The 18,771-nt window shown below is 50.4% G+C and carries 17 protein-coding genes; 10 read left to right on the top strand and 7 right to left on the bottom strand.

The window, feature by feature from the left end; all coding sequences use genetic code 11:
* Positions 1-13: 13 nt before the first annotated feature.
* The 3 genes from F0Q32_RS16570 to F0Q32_RS16560 all read right to left on the bottom strand — a co-directional run bounded on the left by F0Q32_RS16570 (position 14) and on the right by F0Q32_RS16560 (position 2,377).
* Entirely contained in the window at positions 14-628 is a 615-nt protein-coding gene (locus tag F0Q32_RS16570) for a recombinase family protein (RefSeq protein WP_105604601.1), read from the bottom strand.
* A gap of 256 nt (positions 629-884) precedes the next feature.
* The gene (locus F0Q32_RS16565) at positions 885-1,625 is read right to left on the bottom strand and encodes a PP2C family serine/threonine-protein phosphatase (protein WP_126501295.1); all 741 of its coding nucleotides are present in this window, start codon (positions 1,623-1,625) and stop codon (positions 885-887) included.
* Entirely contained in the window at positions 1,622-2,377 is a 756-nt protein-coding gene (locus F0Q32_RS16560; protein WP_047355789.1) for a serine/threonine-protein kinase, read from the bottom strand. The genes F0Q32_RS16565 and F0Q32_RS16560 overlap by 4 nt, the downstream gene beginning before the upstream one ends.
* A gap of 985 nt (positions 2,378-3,362) precedes the next feature.
* Between F0Q32_RS16560 and tdcA the strand changes: the two genes are divergently transcribed.
* The 9 genes from tdcA to F0Q32_RS16515 all read left to right on the top strand — a co-directional run bounded on the left by tdcA (position 3,363) and on the right by F0Q32_RS16515 (position 15,198).
* Positions 3,363-4,286: a transcriptional regulator TdcA gene (gene tdcA, locus F0Q32_RS16555; RefSeq protein WP_149463951.1), complete on the top strand. Its 924-nt coding sequence runs from the start codon at positions 3,363-3,365 to the stop codon at positions 4,284-4,286.
* Between the two features lie 112 nt (positions 4,287-4,398).
* Positions 4,399-5,388 (top strand): bifunctional threonine ammonia-lyase/L-serine ammonia-lyase TdcB, encoded by a 990-nt coding sequence (gene tdcB / locus F0Q32_RS16550; RefSeq protein ID WP_108475019.1) that lies wholly within the window; start codon positions 4,399-4,401, stop codon positions 5,386-5,388.
* Between the two features lie 93 nt (positions 5,389-5,481).
* On the top strand, positions 5,482-6,813 hold the full coding sequence (tdcC, locus tag F0Q32_RS16545) for a threonine/serine transporter TdcC (RefSeq protein ID WP_149463950.1): 1,332 nt from the start codon (positions 5,482-5,484) through the stop codon (positions 6,811-6,813).
* Positions 6,814-6,844: 31 nt separating this feature from the next.
* The gene (tdcD, locus tag F0Q32_RS16540; RefSeq protein WP_149463949.1) at positions 6,845-8,053 is read left to right on the top strand and encodes a propionate kinase; all 1,209 of its coding nucleotides are present in this window, start codon (positions 6,845-6,847) and stop codon (positions 8,051-8,053) included.
* 33 nt (positions 8,054-8,086) lie between these two features.
* Positions 8,087-10,381 (top strand): formate C-acetyltransferase, encoded by a 2,295-nt coding sequence (pflB, locus tag F0Q32_RS16535; protein WP_149463948.1) that lies wholly within the window; start codon positions 8,087-8,089, stop codon positions 10,379-10,381.
* 14 nt (positions 10,382-10,395) lie between these two features.
* Positions 10,396-10,791, top strand: a complete 396-nt coding sequence (locus F0Q32_RS16530; RefSeq protein ID WP_149463947.1) for an enamine/imine deaminase — start codon at positions 10,396-10,398, stop codon at positions 10,789-10,791.
* A 67-nt stretch (positions 10,792-10,858) separates the two neighbouring features.
* On the top strand, positions 10,859-12,223 hold the full coding sequence (gene tdcG / locus F0Q32_RS16525; protein ID WP_149463946.1) for an L-serine ammonia-lyase: 1,365 nt from the start codon (positions 10,859-10,861) through the stop codon (positions 12,221-12,223).
* Between the two features lie 306 nt (positions 12,224-12,529).
* Positions 12,530-13,861 carry an amino acid permease gene (locus tag F0Q32_RS16520; RefSeq protein WP_149463945.1) on the top strand — a complete coding sequence of 444 codons (1,332 nt, stop codon included), beginning with the start codon at positions 12,530-12,532 and terminating at the stop codon, positions 13,859-13,861.
* A gap of 23 nt (positions 13,862-13,884) precedes the next feature.
* Positions 13,885-15,198: a serine dehydratase subunit alpha family protein gene (locus F0Q32_RS16515; RefSeq protein ID WP_149463944.1), complete on the top strand. Its 1,314-nt coding sequence runs from the start codon at positions 13,885-13,887 to the stop codon at positions 15,196-15,198.
* Between the two features lie 31 nt (positions 15,199-15,229).
* Here F0Q32_RS16515 and F0Q32_RS26195 read toward each other — a convergent pair whose 3' ends face one another.
* Entirely contained in the window at positions 15,230-15,391 is a 162-nt protein-coding gene (locus F0Q32_RS26195; protein WP_188016880.1) for a hypothetical protein, read from the bottom strand.
* Between the two features lie 25 nt (positions 15,392-15,416).
* Entirely contained in the window at positions 15,417-16,118 is a 702-nt protein-coding gene (locus F0Q32_RS16510; protein WP_149463943.1) for a pirin family protein, read from the bottom strand.
* Between the two features lie 105 nt (positions 16,119-16,223).
* Between F0Q32_RS16510 and F0Q32_RS16505 the strand changes: the two genes are divergently transcribed.
* Entirely contained in the window at positions 16,224-17,120 is an 897-nt protein-coding gene (locus F0Q32_RS16505; RefSeq protein WP_149463942.1) for a LysR family transcriptional regulator, read from the top strand.
* 106 nt (positions 17,121-17,226) lie between these two features.
* Here the strand turns inward: F0Q32_RS16505 and F0Q32_RS16500 are convergent, their stop codons facing one another.
* Positions 17,227-17,592, bottom strand: coding sequence for a DUF805 domain-containing protein (locus tag F0Q32_RS16500; protein WP_108475028.1), 366 nt, complete (start codon positions 17,590-17,592; stop codon positions 17,227-17,229).
* A 127-nt stretch (positions 17,593-17,719) separates the two neighbouring features.
* The gene (locus F0Q32_RS16495) at positions 17,720-18,706 is read right to left on the bottom strand and encodes a glutathione S-transferase family protein (RefSeq protein ID WP_149463941.1); all 987 of its coding nucleotides are present in this window, start codon (positions 18,704-18,706) and stop codon (positions 17,720-17,722) included.
* Positions 18,707-18,771: the final 65 nt, after the last annotated feature.

Raw genomic sequence — 18,771 nt, 5'->3', positions numbered from 1 at the left:
TAGGCGTGAGCAATCACGCCATTTCCTTCTTGATGCGGTAAAAAGTGGCGCGTGATACTCCAGCCAGTTCCATTACTTTAGCGGGTTTGTGTCCTGCACTGAGTAAAGATTTAACAACCTCCCGCGCCCTTTCATCCTTAGCTTTACCGACATACACACCAGCCTCTTTTGCTTTCTCGATACCTTGCTTTTGACGTGCACGTCGAGTCTCATAATCCTGACGGGCCATAGTAGCCAGCATATCGATCAGCATGTTATTTACTGCTGCCATAATGCCATCCACCACAGATGACGATTTATCCCCTTGAAGCATTTTCCACGAGGTGGGTAAATCCACCACTACCAGCTTCAGTCCCTTATCTTGGATGGTACGCTTCAAACTTTCCCATTGGACAGCCTCCAGACGACTCAGGCGGTCAATAGACTCCACCAGCAACAAATCCCCATTGTTAGCCTCATCAAGCAACAGCGATAGCTGAGGACGTTCAAGGGAAGCCCCGGAAGCATTCTCGACATATTCCTTACTGATAGCCCAACCACGCTCCCTTGCAAACTCACGCAACGCCGGGACAGCACGTGTGGAATCTTGTTCTCTGGTAGAGGCTCGTGCATAAATTAGGACGTTCATCTTTTGTCTCTTTGAGGTTTTACTTCAACACTCAAAGTATACAGCACACATGAAACGTTATCAATTCTATACTACCAACACCCTATTGATACTAAATATCACGTTGTCAGTGAGGTATACCCAAAAGAGAAAGTACCTATAGTCTTTTATCAAGAATGATTCTCATCAACTTACTGCGGAATTTGTGGTGTGTTTAGCAGTGAGGAACTATTTGTTGTGCAAGTAAGCGAGACAATAGAAAACCGCCCGAAGGCGGTTAAAGAACCCTGTATCTAACTGCGATCAATGAATGGTCGTCTATCGGACCAGCTCGCTCGATACGTTTATAGAGGCTGGATGCGAAACTTGAAGGGTTTTCTAATGTGTTCGGTGAGAAACGTGGTCTTTTTTCCCAAAATGCATGTGTACCATCTGACATCAAATATACGAATGCTTCGTCACGGTCATTAAGCAGCTCATCATGAGGGATAAAGGTTTGCTGGAAATCGAGCGGGATCGCATTCGCGATTGCCGTAGTGAGAGTATTCTTGCCCGGCAACTGTTTCAGCTCACTCTTGCTGTATATTTTATCATCAAGTAGCTTCTGGTGCTGGGTGTGGTCTTTGGTGATTTGTTTGAGTTTAGAATCCGTTTTCACATACAAACGACAATCCCCAACATGTCCAATATGAAGGCCCTCATCATCAACAAAACAAAATGTCAGCGTTGTAGCTGCGTGAGAAAACTTGATGTTCATCTCAGACAATGAAGAAACCCCCTCCTTGAGAGAAAGAAAAAGGCTCGTCATATTTTGCAGATTTCCCTTTCTGACAAGTTCAGGTAGCTCTCTTATAGCTGATTGAGACGCGTTTTGTGCACCGTCATACGATCCAACGCCATCAGCTACAGCAATCAAAAAACCATTATTGATGAGTAGTGGTGGAAGGATGGTATCTTGATTTTCTCTGCGTGGCTCTTTCGAGAAGGAGAACAAGCCACAAGTTAATAATTCAATCATAACCCATTCCCTATAACTATTTTTTCCAAGTCTGCGAGCATTTCATGCACAGAACTATGTCTTTTGGGCGGCTTCCTGGCTGTACTTTTCGTAACCAAGTCATCTACACCCGGTATTGCCCCTAAGTCCATGTCTTCAATGAGGACACCTAAGGCAAAGATATCTGTTTTTTCTGAATAGATCCCAGCAAAAACCTCTGGAGCCATGTAACGTTCGGTACCCATGATTGCAGCTACCTTTGTTATCACCTCCGACTCGGCTTTTTGATCCGCATTCTTGACTAAACCGAAATCAGAAATTTTGTAAGTTCCGTCAGAAAACCTCAAAACGTTTTGAGGTTTTAAATCTCGGTGCCAATAGTTGTGATCGTGAAGGTATGCAACGCCTTCCAGTGTCATGCGAATGGCGCTGATCTTATCTCTTATTGTCATTTCGCCTGAACGCAAAGCCGTTACCAAATCTCCTTCGGCTAAATCCATCACAAACCAAGGCTCATCACCAACCAAGTGATGAAGATAAATAGGCACAATATTAGTATGCTTACAGTCCGCTTGGTAAGTGACCTCTCTTTCGAACCTACGGATGAATTCATCTCTATAGGCTGGGTCTTGTAGCGCGAAGACTTTTCTTGCATATGCTCCGCAGGTGTGACCTTGGTAATTTTGGAGCCGAATCTCTTCAACGTAGCCGAACCCGCCCTTACCAATGCGCCTTATCGGCTTGATAACATAGTTACCATGTGCATCATCCATTTTCACTTCCCGTGCTGGCACTTAATCGTGTGATTTTACATCAATCTTTCTGACGAAGCATATGCAAACGTCATTGTTTCTGAAGATCATTAAACCAAAAAAATGCTCACAGATATTTGATACGCTTGCCGGTTTATAGCAGGGTACGTCAAAAAAATCGGGTTAGATGGTTTCTCCAACCGCGCAACTTCAAATGAGATACAGAATGGGATACATTATTGGCTACAACCCGCATTCCACCGCTTCTGGTGCTTGATTGCATGGGATACAAAGCTGACTTATCGGTCAGTTTCACTTTTTTCAGGCAAAACCCGCTTCGGCGGGTTTTTGCTTTTCTGCCCCGACAACCGGTAATGCCTTCTCTTCATCCTGCATCTACGTGTGCCATTTTGCAGAATTGCGACACGATGCACAAAACACTGATCGGATAAAATTTAGTGGGTTTTTATGCTGCCTGGTGTGCTTTTTGCTTAATTATTTTCTCGTAAAACAAAACAAAAACAGGTTTTTGAAATATCTGCAATGTTTCGTATTGGTTTCTAGTATGTTAATGATAGTGATCTGAACATATTAACGTGAATGTATGTTTGTCCTGGGTATCTGTGACGTTGTACGAAGAATTTTTTTGATAACAGGCTTTTTTACCAGTTTATTTTATATATTAAAAAGAATGTTAATGCGCACAATAGGGTAAAAAACGCCCTGAAATTGGTTGAAAGGTGATCTTTTAATTTGGTTTTTTATATGTTTAAAGGTGCTTTATTTATCGCCATAAAATAAAGTTATACACCTTATTTTTGTTGATAAAAGTCAGGGTAAAGTCACTTGAGTGTATTAATAACTATATGATTTATAATGTTTTTATTGTATTTTGTGACCTGTGTTTATACAGGTTTAAAGTAAATTGTGAGTAATAGCACACATCTTACTCTCCTATATTTATTAGAATCCCTCTCGCCAAATGGAAATAAAGGGGGAAAGAAAAATGGATAATGTTCTTCTGCCAAAAACACAACAGTTAGTGGTGTTTCAGGAAGTCATTAGAAGTGGTTCTTTTGGTTCAGCTGCCAAGCAGCTTGGGCTTACCCAACCGGCGGTCAGCAAAATTATTAACGACATTGAGTCTAACTTTGGTATCGAGTTGATGGTGCGTAAAAATACCGGCGTCACGTTGACCAGCGCAGGTCAGGTGTTGCTGAGTTACTCAGAATCCATCACCCGTGAAATGAAAAACATGGTCAACGAGATGAACAGTCTGAGCTGCAACAGCGTGGTTGACGTTTCGTTTGGTTACCCATCGCTAATCGGTTTTACCTTCTTACCCGAGATGATTAAAACCTTTAAAACGGTGTTCCCGGCGGCGCAGGTCACCATGTTTGAAGCACAGCTTTCGTCGTTTTTACCGGCCCTGCGTGATGGCCGCTTAGATTTTGCCATTGGTACATTAAGTGATGAAATGCAGCTTCAGGATTTGCAGGTAGAGCCGCTGTTCGAGTCTGAATTTGTTGTCGCCGCATCGAAATCGCGAACGTATACGTCAACGGTCACGCTGGAGTCGCTCTCAAACGCGCAGTGGGTTTTACCGCAAACGGATATGGGTTACTACAAAGAACTTCTCACCACCCTCCATCTTCATCACATCAGCACCGAAAATATTGTAAAAACCGATTCTGTCGTCACCATCTACAACCTGGTGCTGAATGCCGGATTCCTGACGGTGATCCCAAGAGATATGATTGCGCCGTTTGGCTCTAAACAATTTATTACACTAAAGGTTGAAGATGTATTACCGGTAGCGCGCTATGCAGCCGTGTGGTCTAAAAATTATCGGATTAAAAAATCTGCCTCAGTATTGGTTGATTTGGCGAAAGAATATTCGTCGAAGGCCGGGAAGGCGGAAATGAATTAATAGCCTGTTAAATAAAAACAGCTAATAACGTAAACAAAACCCAGAGTCATTAAATACTCTGACACCCTGATTTTGTCTAAACATCAGAAAGCCATTCTGATAAGAGGATATGATGCATATTACCTACGATCTGCCTGTAACGCTTGACGATATTCAAACAGCGAAAAAAAGACTGGCCGGTAAAATTTATAAAACCGGGATGCCGCGCTCAAATTATCTTAGCGAACGCTGCAAAGGTGAAATATTTCTGAAGTTTGAAAATATGCAGCGTACGGGTTCCTTTAAAATTCGCGGCGCATTTAACAAACTAAGCGCGTTGACGGAAGCTGAACGCCGTAAAGGCGTGGTCGCCTGTTCAGCGGGCAACCATGCGCAGGGCGTTTCTCTTTCCTGCGCGATGCTTGGGATTGACGGCAAGGTCGTGATGCCAAAAGGTGCACCGAAATCGAAAGTTGCGGCGACGCAGGATTACTCTGCGGAAGTGATTCTTCACGGCGATAACTTCAACGACACGATTGCCAAAGTCAGCGAAATCGTTGAAACCGAAGGCCGCATCTTTATTCCTCCTTATGATGACGCGCTGGTGATTGCTGGTCAGGGAACGATTGGTCTGGAGATCCTTGAAGACCTTTATGATGTGGATAACGTCATCGTGCCAATCGGCGGCGGCGGCCTGATTGCCGGGATCGCCACGGCGATCAAATCCATTAACCCGACAATCAAAATCATCGGCGTGCAGTCTGAAAACGTGCACGGTATGGCCGCATCGTTCTATGCCGGTGAAATCACCAATCACCGCACCTGCACGACGCTGGCTGACGGCTGCGACGTTGCGCGTCCGGGCAACCTGACCTTCGAAATTGTGCGTGAGCTGGTTGACGATATTGTTCTGGTCACTGAAGACGAAATTCGCGACAGCATGATTGCATTAATTCAGCGTAATAAAGTGGTGACAGAAGGCGCGGGGGCATTAGCGTCGGCGGCACTCTTAAGCGGCAAGCTCGACGATTATATTCGTGGCCGTAAAACGGTCAGTATTATTTCAGGTGGGAATATCGACCTTTCTCGTGTTTCCCAAATTACAGGGTATGTTGGTGCTTAATCCATTTTCCTGATCATTATTTACGGGCCGCGCGCCGAACGGCGCTGGCCTGGTATTTAAAGAATGACGGGTACTTTAATCAAAGGATAAGATATGAGTACGACAGAAAGTATTAATGTAAGCCATTCTAAAGAAGCCTCCTGGCGTAAATCGGATACCACATGGACGTTGGGTTTATTCGGTACAGCGATTGGTGCCGGGGTTTTATTCTTCCCAATTCGCGCAGGTTATGGCGGCCTGATCCCAATATTATTAATGCTGTTATTGGCTTACCCCATTGCCTTTTATTGCCACCGCGCGCTGGCGCGCCTGTGTCTTTCGGGATCTAACCCTTCCGGGAACATCACCGAAACGGTAGAAGAGCACTTTGGTAAAACCGGCGGGGTGGTTATCACCTTCCTGTACTTCTTTGCTATCTGCCCACTGCTGTGGATTTATGGCGTTACCATTACCAACACCTTCATGACCTTCTGGGAAAACCAGCTCCAGATGCCCGCGTTAAACCGTGGCCTGGTGGCATTGTTCCTGCTGTTGTTGATGGCGTTTGTCATTTACTTCGGTAAAGATCTGATGGTGAAAGTGATGAGCTTCCTGGTGTTCCCGTTCATCGCGAGCCTGGTGCTAATTTCGCTCTCCCTGATTCCTTACTGGAACTCTGCGGTTATTGACCAGGTTAGCCTCAGCGATATCTCGCTGACCGGTCACGATGGCATTCTGGTCACCGTGTGGCTGGGGATTTCCATCATGGTGTTCTCCTTCAACTTCTCACCGATTGTCTCCTCTTTCGTGGTCTCTAAGCGTGAAGAGTACGAAGGCGAATTTGGCCGTGATTATACCGAGCGTAAGTGCTCTAAAATTATCTCCCGCGCCAGTATGCTGATGGTGGCCGTGGTGATGTTCTTCGCCTTCAGTTGCCTGTTTACCCTCTCTCCGGCAAACATGGCGGAAGCGAAAGCACAGAACATTCCGGTGCTGTCATATCTGGCGAACCACTTCTCCTCCATGGCGGGTCAGAAATCGACGTTTGCCACCACGCTTGAGTATGGTGCCTCCATCATCGCGCTGGTTGCTATCTTCAAATCCTTCTTCGGCCACTACCTGGGCACGCTGGAAGGGCTGAATGGCCTGGTGCTGAAGTTCGGTTACAAGGGTGACAAAACCAAAGTTTCTACCGGCAAACTGAATACCATCAGCATGATTTTCATCATGGGTTCTACCTGGGTGGTGGCCTACGCCAACCCGAACATCCTGGACCTGATTGAAGCCATGGGCGCGCCGATTATCGCTTCTCTGCTCTGCTTGCTGCCGATGTATGCCATCCGTAAAGCACCGTCGCTGGCGAAATACCGCGGCAAACTGGATAACGTCTTCGTTACCGCGATTGGTCTGCTGACCATTCTGAATATCGTCTACAAACTGTTTTAATTAACATGCTCAGGATGAGCGGAGTCGTAATATGAATGAGTTCCCGGTTGTATTGGTTATTAATAGCGGTTCATCGTCTATTAAATTTTCAGTACTGGATGTTGATACCTGTGATGTATTACTGGCGGGTATCGCGGAGGGTATTAATACTGAGCAGGCGGGTTTAACGGTCAACGGCGGCGATATTTCGCCGCTGTCCCAACCCACTTATGAAGCTGCATTAAGCGCTATTTCATTTGAACTTGAAAAACGCAATTTAATGGACAGTGTGGCCTTAATTGGCCACCGCATCGCCCACGGCGGCGATATCTTTACCCAGTCTGTTTTAATTACTGACGCAGTGATTGACAGTATCCGTAAAGTTTCGCCGCTGGCGCCGTTGCATAACTACGCCAACCTGAGCGGGATTGAGTCCGCCCGCCAGCTTTTCCCGGGCGTACAGCAGGTTGCCGTGTTTGATACCAGCTTCCATCAGACGCTGCCGCCAGAAGCGTATCTCTATGGTCTACCATGGAAATACACTGAAGAGCTGGGCGTGCGCCGCTACGGTTTCCACGGCACCTCTCATCGTTATGTCGCAAAACAGACGTATGGCCTGCTGGGGTTACAGGAAGCCGATTCCGGGCTGGTGATTGCGCACCTGGGCAACGGGGCATCTATTTGCGCGGTACACAACGGGCAGAGTGTAGATACGTCGATGGGCATGACGCCGCTGGAAGGCCTGATGATGGGGACCCGCAGCGGTGACGTCGACTTTGGCGCGATGGCGTGGATTGCCAGCCAGACCAACCAGACGATGAGCGACCTTGAGCGCATCGTCAATAAAGAGTCTGGTCTGCTGGGTATTTCCGGATTGTCATCAGACCTGCGTACGCTGGAAAAAGCGTGGCACGAAGGGCATGAGCGCGCGCAGCTGGCGATCAAAACCTTTGTCCATCGCATTGCGTGCCATATTGCCGGACACGCGGCATCGCTGACCCGGCTGGACGGTATTATTTTCACCGGCGGTATCGGTGAAAATTCGGTACTTATCCGCCAAATGGTGATGGAGCATTTACGCGTGCTGGGCGTGGTGGTGAGTCGCGAAATGAATAACCAACCTAATTCCTGCGGCGAACGTATTATTTCTGACGAACATTCCAGTGTCGTCTGCGCCGTTATTCCGACCAATGAAGAAAAAATGATTGCGCTGGACGCTATCCGTTTAGGAAATATTAATACGGTAGCGGAATACGCCTGAGTTAATCGCTTTTAAAATTGAGAGAAGAGTTTCATGAAGGTAAATATCGATCTTAACGATATGCATTTTGCCGATGCATGGCGCGGTTTTAAGGGTAGCGAATGGCAGGACGAGATTAACGTTCGCGAATTTATTCAGCAGAACTACACGCCGTATGAAGGCGATGAGTCTTTCCTTGCGGAAGCGACATCGGCGACGACCGCATTGTGGGAAAAAGTGATGGAGGGCATTCGTACCGAGAATGCCACTCACGCCCCGGTCGATTTTGATACCAATATCGCGACCACCATCACCGTGCACGATGCGGGTTATATCGAAAAAGATCTGGAAAAAATCGTCGGCCTGCAAACGGATAAACCGCTGAAACGCGCGCTGCATCCGTTCGGCGGCATCAATATGATCAAAAGCTCTTTCGAGGCCTATGGCCGCGAAATGGATGCCGATTTCGAGTACCAGTTCACGTCGCTGCGTAAAACCCATAACCAGGGCGTATTTGACGCCTACTCGCCGGATATGCTGCGTTGCCGCAAATCGGGCGTGCTGACCGGCTTGCCGGATGGCTACGGGCGCGGGCGCATTATCGGCGATTACCGCCGTGTGGCGCTGTACGGCATCCGTTATCTGGTGCGCGAACGCGAGCTGCAATTTGCGGACTTACAGAACAAACTGGAGTGGGGCGAAAGCCTGGAAGCCACCATTCGGCTGCGTGAAGAGCTGGCCGAGCATCGCCGCGCGCTGCTGCAAATGCAGGAGATGGCAGCGAAGTATGGTTGCGATATCTCACGCCCGGCACGTAATGCTCAGGAGGCGGTGCAGTGGCTCTATTTCGCCTACCTGGCGGCGGTGAAATCGCAGAACGGCGGCGCGATGTCGCTGGGCCGCACGGCCACCTTCCTTGATATCTATATCGAGCGCGATATGCAGGCGGGTGAGCTAACGGAACAGCAGGCGCAGGAGCTGATCGACCACTTTATTATGAAGATCCGCATGGTGCGCTTCCTGCGAACCCCGGAATTCGACACGCTCTTCTCCGGCGACCCGATTTGGGCGACGGAAGTGATCGGCGGGATGGGGCTGGATGGCCGCACGCTGGTAAGCAAAAACTCATTCCGTTACCTGCATACCCTGCACACCATGGGCCCGGCACCGGAGCCTAACCTGACCATTCTGTGGTCGGAAGCGCTGCCGAAAGCATTCAAGCAGTATGCGGCGCAGGTCTCTATCGTCACCTCATCCCTGCAGTATGAAAACGATGACCTGATGCGCGCTGACTTCGACAGCGATGACTACGCCATCGCCTGCTGCGTCAGCCCGATGGTTATTGGCAAGCAGATGCAGTTCTTCGGTGCGCGCGCCAACCTCGCTAAAACGCTGCTGTACGCCATTAACGGTGGGGTGGACGAGAAGTTGAAAATCCAGGTCGGGCCGAAAACCGCGCCGTTGATGGATGACGTGCTGGATTACGACACCGTCATGGAAAGCCTCGACCACTTTATGGACTGGCTAGCGGTGCAGTACATCAGCGCGCTGAACGTCATTCACTACATGCATGACAAATACAGCTACGAAGCGTCGCTGATGGCGCTGCACGACCGCGATGTCTATCGCACCATGGCTTGCGGTATGGCCGGGTTGTCGGTGGCGGCAGATTCCCTGTCGGCTATCAAATATGCCCGCGTAAAACCGATTCGTGATGAAAACGGGCTGGCGGTCGATTTTGAAATCGAGGGCGATTATCCGCAATACGGCAACAATGACGAACGTGTTGACAGCATCGCCTGTGACCTGGTTGAGCGCTTTATGAAGAAAATCAAAGTGCTGCCAACCTACCGTAACGCCGTGCCGACCCAGTCGATTCTGACCATTACCTCGAACGTAGTGTATGGCCAGAAAACCGGGAATACGCCGGACGGCCGCCGCGCGGGCACGCCATTTGCGCCGGGTGCCAACCCGATGCACGGACGCGATCGCAAAGGTGCGGTTGCCTCGCTGACATCGGTGGCGAAGCTGCCGTTTACCTATGCCAAAGACGGGATTTCCTACACCTTCTCGATTGTTCCGGCAGCGCTCGGCAAAGAGGATGCGGTACGCAAGACCAACCTCGTCGGCCTGCTTGATGGCTATTTCCATCATGAAGCGTCGATAGAAGGCGGCCAGCATCTTAACGTCAACGTGATGAACCGCGACATGCTGCTGGATGCCATCGCGCATCCGGAAAATTACCCGAACTTAACGATTCGCGTCTCGGGCTACGCGGTGCGCTTTAATGCGCTGACGCGTGAGCAGCAACAGGACGTAATTTCCCGAACCTTTACTCAGGCACTTTGAGAACTGGAGAGCGCATGAAAAAGATGATTGAAACCACCCGTGCGCCGGGTGCGATTGGCCCCTACGTACAGGGGATCGATTTAGGCAAAATGATCTTCACCTCCGGGCAGATCCCGGTGAATCCACAAACCGGCGAGATCCCGGCGGATGTGGCGGATCAGGCGCGAATGAGCCTGGAGAACGTCAAAGCCATCATCACGGCGGCAGGCCTTGAAGTGGGGAGTATCGTGAAGACGACGGTATTTATCACTGACCTGAATGATTTTGCGACCATCAACCAGGTTTATCAGCAGTTCTTCGACGATCATCATGCGACCTACCCGACGCGTAGCTGCGTGCAGGTGGCGAGATTACCGAAGGATGTGAAGCTGGAAATTGAGGCAATTGCCGTTCGGGGAGATAGCCTGTAAATCAGTTGTAGCCACACCGGGCTGCTATCCGGCAGCCCGTCTCTGAAGTCGTATCGAGGTCACGGATATGATTAGCACATTCGATATGTTCAAAATCGGCGTTGGGCCATCCAGTTCGCACACGGTTGGGCCGATGAATGCCGGGAAATCCTTTATTGATGAACTCGAGAAGAGTGGGGCGCTGTCGCAAATAACCGGTCTGACGGTCGATCTCTATGGTTCGCTGTCGCTCACCGGGAAAGGGCATGCCACCGATATCGCGGTGATTATGGGGCTGGCCGGCAATCGCCCGGATAGCGTCGATATTGACGCCATTCCGGCATTTATTCGCGCCGTACAGCGCAGCGGGCGTCTACCGGTCGCGCAGGGCGCTGCCGTGGTGCCGTTCTCTGTGAATGATGACGTGGTCTTTCATGACGAGACCCTGCCGCGCCACGAGAACGGCATGCGTTGTACTGCGCGTCACGGCGATCAGATTCTGCTGAGTAAAACTTATTACTCGGTGGGCGGCGGTTTTATTGTCGAAGAGGAAAAGTTTGGCCAGGCGCATGACATCGAACAGCCGGTGCCGTTTCCATTCCGTTCAGCCAGTGAACTGGTAAAACAGTGTACGGATAACGGGTTGTCTATCTCAGGCCTGATGATGCAAAACGAGCTGGCGCTCAGGAGCAGAGAAGAGATCGACACCGGTTTTGCGCGGTTCTGGCACGTCATGCGCACCGGGATCGAGCGTGGTATGAATACGGAAGGCGTGTTGCCAGGGCCGATGAATGTGCCGCGTCGCGCGGTGGCGTTACGGCGGATCCTCGTCTCCAGCGATAGCACATCCAGCGATCCGATGAATGTGATCGACTGGATCAACATGTTCGCGCTGGCGGTCAGTGAAGAGAATGCGGCGGGTGGGCGCGTCGTCACCGCGCCCACCAACGGTGCCTGCGGTATCGTACCGGCAGTGCTGGCCTATTACGACAAATTCCGTCGTACGGTGAACGGCAACTCCGTGGCGCGTTTTTTACTGACCGCCGGGGCGATTGGCGGCCTGTATAAACAGAATGCTTCAATTTCTGGCGCGGAAGTGGGCTGCCAGGGCGAAGTGGGCGTCGCGGCTTCAATGGCGGCGGCGGGCCTGACGGAGCTGCTTGGCGGCAGCCCGCATCAGGTGTGCATGGCGGCGGAAATCGCCATGGAGCATAACCTGGGCCTGACCTGCGACCCGGTTGGCGGTCAGGTGCAAATTCCCTGTATCGAGCGTAATGCCATCAACGCGGTAAAAGCGGTCAATGCGGCGCGAATGGCTATTCAGCGTACCAGTGAAGCGCGTGTCTCTCTCGATAAAGTGATCGAGACAATGTATGAAACGGGCAAAGATATGAACGATAAGTATCGCGAAACGTCTCGTGGCGGGCTGGCGATAAAAGTGGTGTGCAGTTAACACTCTCCAGTCACGAAGAAGCTCCGCACGACGGAGCTTTTTTTTATCCTTTTTCCCTGGATTAAAAATGTGATGTTGTTCAAACATACTTTATTGGTAGTATCTTTTTCTTCATGTGCGCCTTGGCAGAGAAAATTTTTGTCAATATTACCCTCTATTCATCTTAATATTGTGAAATATTTCTCTCAATCTACGAGTATGATGCCTTTATATTAATAATAAGCCTGCCAAAAATACGTTGTATATCGCCTTTGTAGCAACGAGATAAATAATAAACATCTTACCTATACACAGAGTGGTTACGTTATGGAAACGGCGACAAAAAATTGTGTTGCTCGGGAAAGTGCTGTACCTCTTTCTCGGGAGAATATGAGTGAGCAAGCCTGGAAAGAAGCCATCAAGTTCGACAGCACCGATACTGGATGGGTTATTATGAGTATCGGTATGGCAATTGGTGCGGGCATTGTTTTTTTACCTGTGCAGGTTGGGCTAATGGGCCTGTGGGTTTTTTTACTCTCTTCGATTATTGGTTATCCGGCAATGTATCTTTTTCAGCGACTGTTTATTAATACCCTCGCTGAATCACCAGAATGCAAAGATTATCCCAGTGTGATTAGCGGCTACCTCGGTAAAAACTGGGGGATCCTGTTGGGCGCTCTCTATTTTGTGATGTTAGTCATTTGGATGTTCGTCTATTCAACTGCAATCACCAACGACAGTGCATCTTATCTGCAAACCTTTGGCGTAACGGACGGGTTGCTCTCCGAAAACCCGTTTTATGGGTTAGTGCTTATTTGCGTTCTGGTGGCAATCTCCTCCCGGGGAGAGAAACTGCTGTTCAAGATCTCATCAGGTATGGTACTGACAAAGCTTCTGGTTGTCGCTGCGTTGGGGCTGTCAATGATAGGGATGTGGCGTCTCTATAATGTTGGTGCTTTACCGCCGTTAGGCCTGCTAATCAAAAATGCGATCATTACGTTGCCTTTTACACTGACGTCCATTCTCTTTATTCAGACACTGAGCCCGATGGTGATTTCCTACCGTTCTCGGGAAAAATCAATAGAAGTCGCTCGCTATAAAGCATTGCGCGCCATGAATATTGCATTTGGCATTCTCTTTGTAACTGTGTTCTTTTATGCCGTCTCATTTACGCTGGCGATGGGGCATGATGAGGCTGTTAAAGCCTATGAGCAGAATATTTCTGCACTGGCGATTGCTGCGCAATTTATTAGCGGCGCAGGTGCTGGTTGGGTGAAAGTTGTCAGCGTTATCCTGAATATTTTCGCGGTGATGACCGCCTTCTTTGGTGTCTATTTAGGCTTCCGTGAAGCGACTCAGGGTATTGTAATGAACGTACTGCGCCGTAGATTTTCATCTGATGCAATCAATGAAAAAATCGTACAGCGCGGCATCATGATATTTGCAGTTCTCCTGGCCTGGAGTGCAATTGTTCTGAATGCCCCGGTACTTAGTTTTACTTCGATTTGCAGCCCTATATTCGGCATGGTCGGATGTTTAATTCCTGCCTGGCTGGTCTATAAAGTTCCTGCATTGCATAAATATAAGGGGTTATCCCTGTGGGTCATTATTGTTACTGGCCTTCTATTATGTGTATCTCCATTCCTGGCATTTTCCTGATATCGCTATAAAAGGTTGTTGTTATGTTTGAGAATGAAATAAACCCCAAATGGGATGTATTTCTCGCGGCAGTAAAGCAGGAGGTAAAACCTGCGCTTGGCTGTACTGAGCCTGTCTCATTGGCGCTCGCAGCGGCTGTGGCGGCATCGCATTTACAGGGAAAAATTGAACGCATTGACGCGTGGGTCTCGCCTAATCTGATGAAGAACGGCATGGGCGTGACCGTTCCGGGAACCGGGATGGTGGGCTTACCTATTGCGGCGGCGCTGGGGGCGCTGGGCTGTGACCCGCAGGCTGGGCTGGAGGTACTGAAAAACAGCACCAGGGACCACCTTACGGCGGCGAAATTGATGCTGGAAAATGGGCAGGTACGCATCGTATTGCAATCGCCGTGCGAGGATATTCTCTACGCCAGAGCCAGGCTTAGTGCTGGCGAGCGCTGGTGTAGCGTGACCATCGTTGGAGATCACACGCGTATCGTCAGCATTGAGACGCAGGATGGAACGCTATTTTCCCTTGCGGAGAAGGGCGGCGAAACGCGTCGACCTAATCCTCTGGAAAGTCTGGCATCGGCTACGCTTGCGGAGATTGTCGATTTCGCTATTCAGATTCCCTTTGAGGCGATTCGTTTTATTCTCGACTCTGCCCAGATGAATGATGCGCTCTCCAGGCAGGGGCTGCAAAGCGAATGGGGATTACACCTTGGCCGAACGCTAGAAAAACAACGGCATCGTGGGTTGTTGGCTGATGATATTTCGACGGCTATTTTAATCCGCACCAGCGCGGCGTCTGATGCCAGAATGGGAGGGGCGTCGCTTCCTGCCATGACCAATTCAGGCTCAGGTAATCAGGGGATTACTGCCACGCTTCCGGTGTTGATTGTCGCGGAGCATTTTGCGGCAGATGATGAAAAACTGGCGCGAGCATTAATGCTGTCGCACCTAAGCGCCATTTATATTCATAATCAACTTCCGCGACTTTCTGCGCTCTGTGCGACTACGACAGCGGCGATGGGGGCTGCGGCGGGGATGGCCTTACTTGCGGGGGGCGATTATGCCGTGATCTCAATGGCTATCGCCAGCATGATTGGAGACGTAAGCGGGATGATTTGCGATGGGGCGTCTAACAGCTGCGCGATGAAGGTCTCTACCAGTGTGTCTTCTGCGTGGAAAGCCGTTCTGCTGGCGTTAGATGGTTCGGCGGTAAGTGGCAACGATGGCATTGTGGGGTGTGACGTCGAGCATTCAATTGCTAATCTGTGTGCGTTGGCGCGCCATGCGATGCAGCATACGGACCAACAAATTATCGAGATTATGTCTCACAAGGCGACCATTTAAATAACAATCCCCGGTATCACCGGGGATTTTTTTACGCCGCTTCCTCTTCCGACTGGCGGTTTTGGGCATCAGCGACAATCGCTTCGAGTTCGCTTAACATCTCTTCATAACCGAAACTTACCGGCGCTGAAATGACGGCCTGGGGTTTTACCTGCTTTTTCGCCTGCGGCTTCTTATGGCTTTTTTTGCTCATCTGCTCACTCTTTTCATCCTGAAAATCACACAGGTAAATCTATCAGTAAAGCGCGCAGCGGCGTATCGGCAACCAGCGTTATGTTATCTTCGTCACGAATAAATGCGCCATCACCGCAGGTGAGCGCCCCTTTTTCCAACGCCTGCGTTTCGGCATGCACGGTACCGTGAATCGATTGCAGATAAGCGCGCGGGCCGTTGAGGTGGAAACTGGCTTTTTCCCCTTTTTTTAAGTCGATATGGTGGATCCACACCTTCTGACGCAGTTGCAGACTGCCGTCTGCGCCGTCCGGTGAAGCGAGCAGTTGTCGTGATGCATCTGCAATGTCCACTTTCTGAACCAGCGGGTTTTCGCGTTCCGGGCAGGCGTCAAGCCAGAGCTGCATCCGGGTGAGCGGCGTATCTTTACTGACGTTATGTTCGCTGTAGCTGATGCCCGGCTGGGTCGAAATCAGCAGCGCTTCGCCTGCTTTCGCCTGGACATGATGGCCTTCGCTGTTGCGGTACTCCGCTTCCCCTTCGAGGATGATATTAAGGATATCCACTTTCGGGTAAGTTCGCGGCTGGAAGGAGGCCCCTGGTGCCAGCACTTCCTGGTTCAGGACACGCAAAGAGGCGTATCCCAGCAGTTTCGGGTCAAAGTAGTGTCCAAAGGAGAAAGTGTAGCGAGCCTGGAGCCAGCCGAAGTCCGCCTGTCCACACTGTTTGGCTGTTCGGGTAGTAATCATAGTTTTTGACCTCTCTTTACACTAAATCAATGGTAAAGGTATGGACGCTGCATTGTTAGCCAGATATTCTGCCCGGTATATTCAAATTTCCTGAATGATAAAACGATGGCTAAAGAGAGAGCATTAACGCTGGAAGCCCTGCGGGTGATGGATGCAATCGACCGTCGCGGCAGCTTTGCCGCTGCGGCTGATGAGCTGGGACGCGTTCCGTCTGCATTAAGCTACACCATGCAAAAACTGGAAGAAGAACTGGACGTTGTGCTGTTCGACCGCTCGGGTCATCGAACAAAATTCACCAATGTCGGGCGGATGCTTCTGGAACGCGGGCGCGTGTTGCTGGAAGCGGCGGATAAGCTGACGACCGATGCCGAAGCACTGGCGCGCGGTTGGGAAACGCATCTGACGATTGTCACCGAAGCGCTTATTCCAACGCCTACGCTCTACCCGCTGATTGAGAAGCTGGCGTTGAAAGCTAACACCCAGTTGTCGATTATCACTGAAGTGCTGGCCGGTGCGTGGGAACGTCTGGAGCAAGGGCGTGCGGATATCGTGATTGCGCCGGATATGCATTTCCGCTCGTCGTCGGAAATTAACTCCCGCAAACTCTATTCGGTGATGAACGTGTACGTCGCCGCGCCAGATCACCCGATTCATCAGGAGCCGGAACCGCTCTCTGAAGTGACGCGCGTGAAATACCGCGGCGTGGCGGTGGCAGATACAGCGCGTGAACGCCCGGTGCTGACGGTGCAGTTGCTGGATAAACAGCCGCGCCTTACCGTAACCTCAATGGAAGATAAGCGCCAGGCTCTGCTGGCCGGATTAGGCGTGGCGACCATGCCGTATCCGCTGGTGGAAAAAGATATCGCCGAGGGGCGTTTGCGGGTAGTGAGCCCGGAATACACCAACGAAGTGGAAATTATCATGGCGTGGCGTCGCGACAGCATGGGCGAAGCGAAGTCGTGGTGTCTGCGGGAAATTCAGAAGCTGCTGGCGGTTAAGTAGTCTTTTTGTTCAGTGGCGTGGCGAAGTCGGATGGCGGCTGCGCCTTATCCGACCTACAGGACTTGCGTAGGCCGGATAAGCGAAGTGCCATCCGGCAATAAACGCGCTACGAATTCAACTTCGGATCCGCCCCAAAGCGGTTCTCGCCCGGCGTACCCGACTGGCAGTTGAAGATAATAATCACCAGCCAGCCGATAATCGGGATGATCAGCAGCAACAGCCACCAGGCTGAGCGGTCGGTATCATGCAGACGGCGGAACTGGACGGCCCACCAGGGCAGGAAAATCAGCACACCATAAATTGTTGTCAGAATGCCTTCACCGCTGGCGCGTTGCCAGCCCAGCATCTTATCGAGAATACCCAGCACCAGCGTAAAGATGACGTTGACCAGAATAAACATCCAGTACTCTTTACGGCGCGCGCGGCCCCCAAAACCGATGTAATTTCGTAGAACTTTGAGATACCAATCCATTTTCTGCCTCAGCTAATCGTTAATCACTTGTTTTCTAAGCGATCAAATTAAGAATAGCTGTGAATGAAACGGTGGTAAATATTTACGTAACCAATTAATAGGGCATCCCGAAGGATGCCCTGTTTCATTAACGGAAGCGCTCATCACGCCCGTGCGGCTCGTCGAGATCCTGCCACGGCCCGATGGAAATGATTCCTGTAGGGTTAATCGTTTTATGGCTGCGGAAATAGTGATTGCGGATGTGATCGAAATTCACCGTTTCGGCAATGCCCGGCATCTGATAGATATCGCGCATAAAGCCGTGCAGATTCAGGTAATCGCTGATGCGGTGTTTGTCGCACTTAAAGTGCGTGACATAAACCGGATCAAAGCGAATCAATGTGGTCCACAGGCGAATATCAGCCTCAGTGAGTTGGTTGCCCGTCAGATAACGATGCTGACCGAGGATCTGCTCAAGGCGTTCCAGTGAGGTGAAGACTTTCTCGACTGCGTCGCTGTAGGCTTCCTGGCTAGTGGCAAAGCCGGCTTTGTAGACGCCGTTATTCACGGTGTCGTAGATCCAGCCGTTCAGTTCATCAATTTGCTCGCGCAGGGCGACAGGGTAGTAATCGCCCGCTTTTGCACCCAGACCGTCGAAGGCCGTATTGAACATGCGAATGATTTCGGCAGATTCGTTACTGACGATGGTATGGTTTTTCTTATCCCACAGTACCGGCACAGTAACGCGCCCGGTATAGTGCGGGTCGGCATGCAGATAGAGTTGATACAGGAATTCATGCTGATACAGCGTATCGCCGGTCGCAGCCGGGAAGCTGTCATCAAAGGTCCAGCCATTTTCCAGCATCAGCGGGTTAACCACGGAAACGGAAATAAACGGCTCCAGGCCTTTCAGTTTACGCAGAATCAGCGTGCGGTGTGCCCACGGACAGGCGAGCGAGACGTACAGGTGATAGCGATCTTTCTCAGCGGCAAACCCGCCGACGCCCGTTGGGACTGCTTCGCCATCCGCAGTGAGCCAGTTACGGAATGCCGAGACTGAACGTTGAAATTTACCCCCGGTGGATTTGGTGTCGTACCAGGTGTCATGCCAGACGCCGTCAATCAGTTGTCCCATTTTTTCTCTCCTTCAGATGGCAAAAGCGAGGAGATGTCTCCTCGCTTTGATTCAGTATAGTGCGA

Source organism: Pseudocitrobacter sp. 73 (assembly GCF_008369545.1).
Classification (GTDB): Bacteria; Pseudomonadota; Gammaproteobacteria; order Enterobacterales; family Enterobacteriaceae; genus Pseudocitrobacter; species Pseudocitrobacter vendiensis.
The sequence above is the reverse complement of the archived record's forward strand: the minus strand, read 5'-3'. Positions and strand labels throughout refer to the sequence as shown.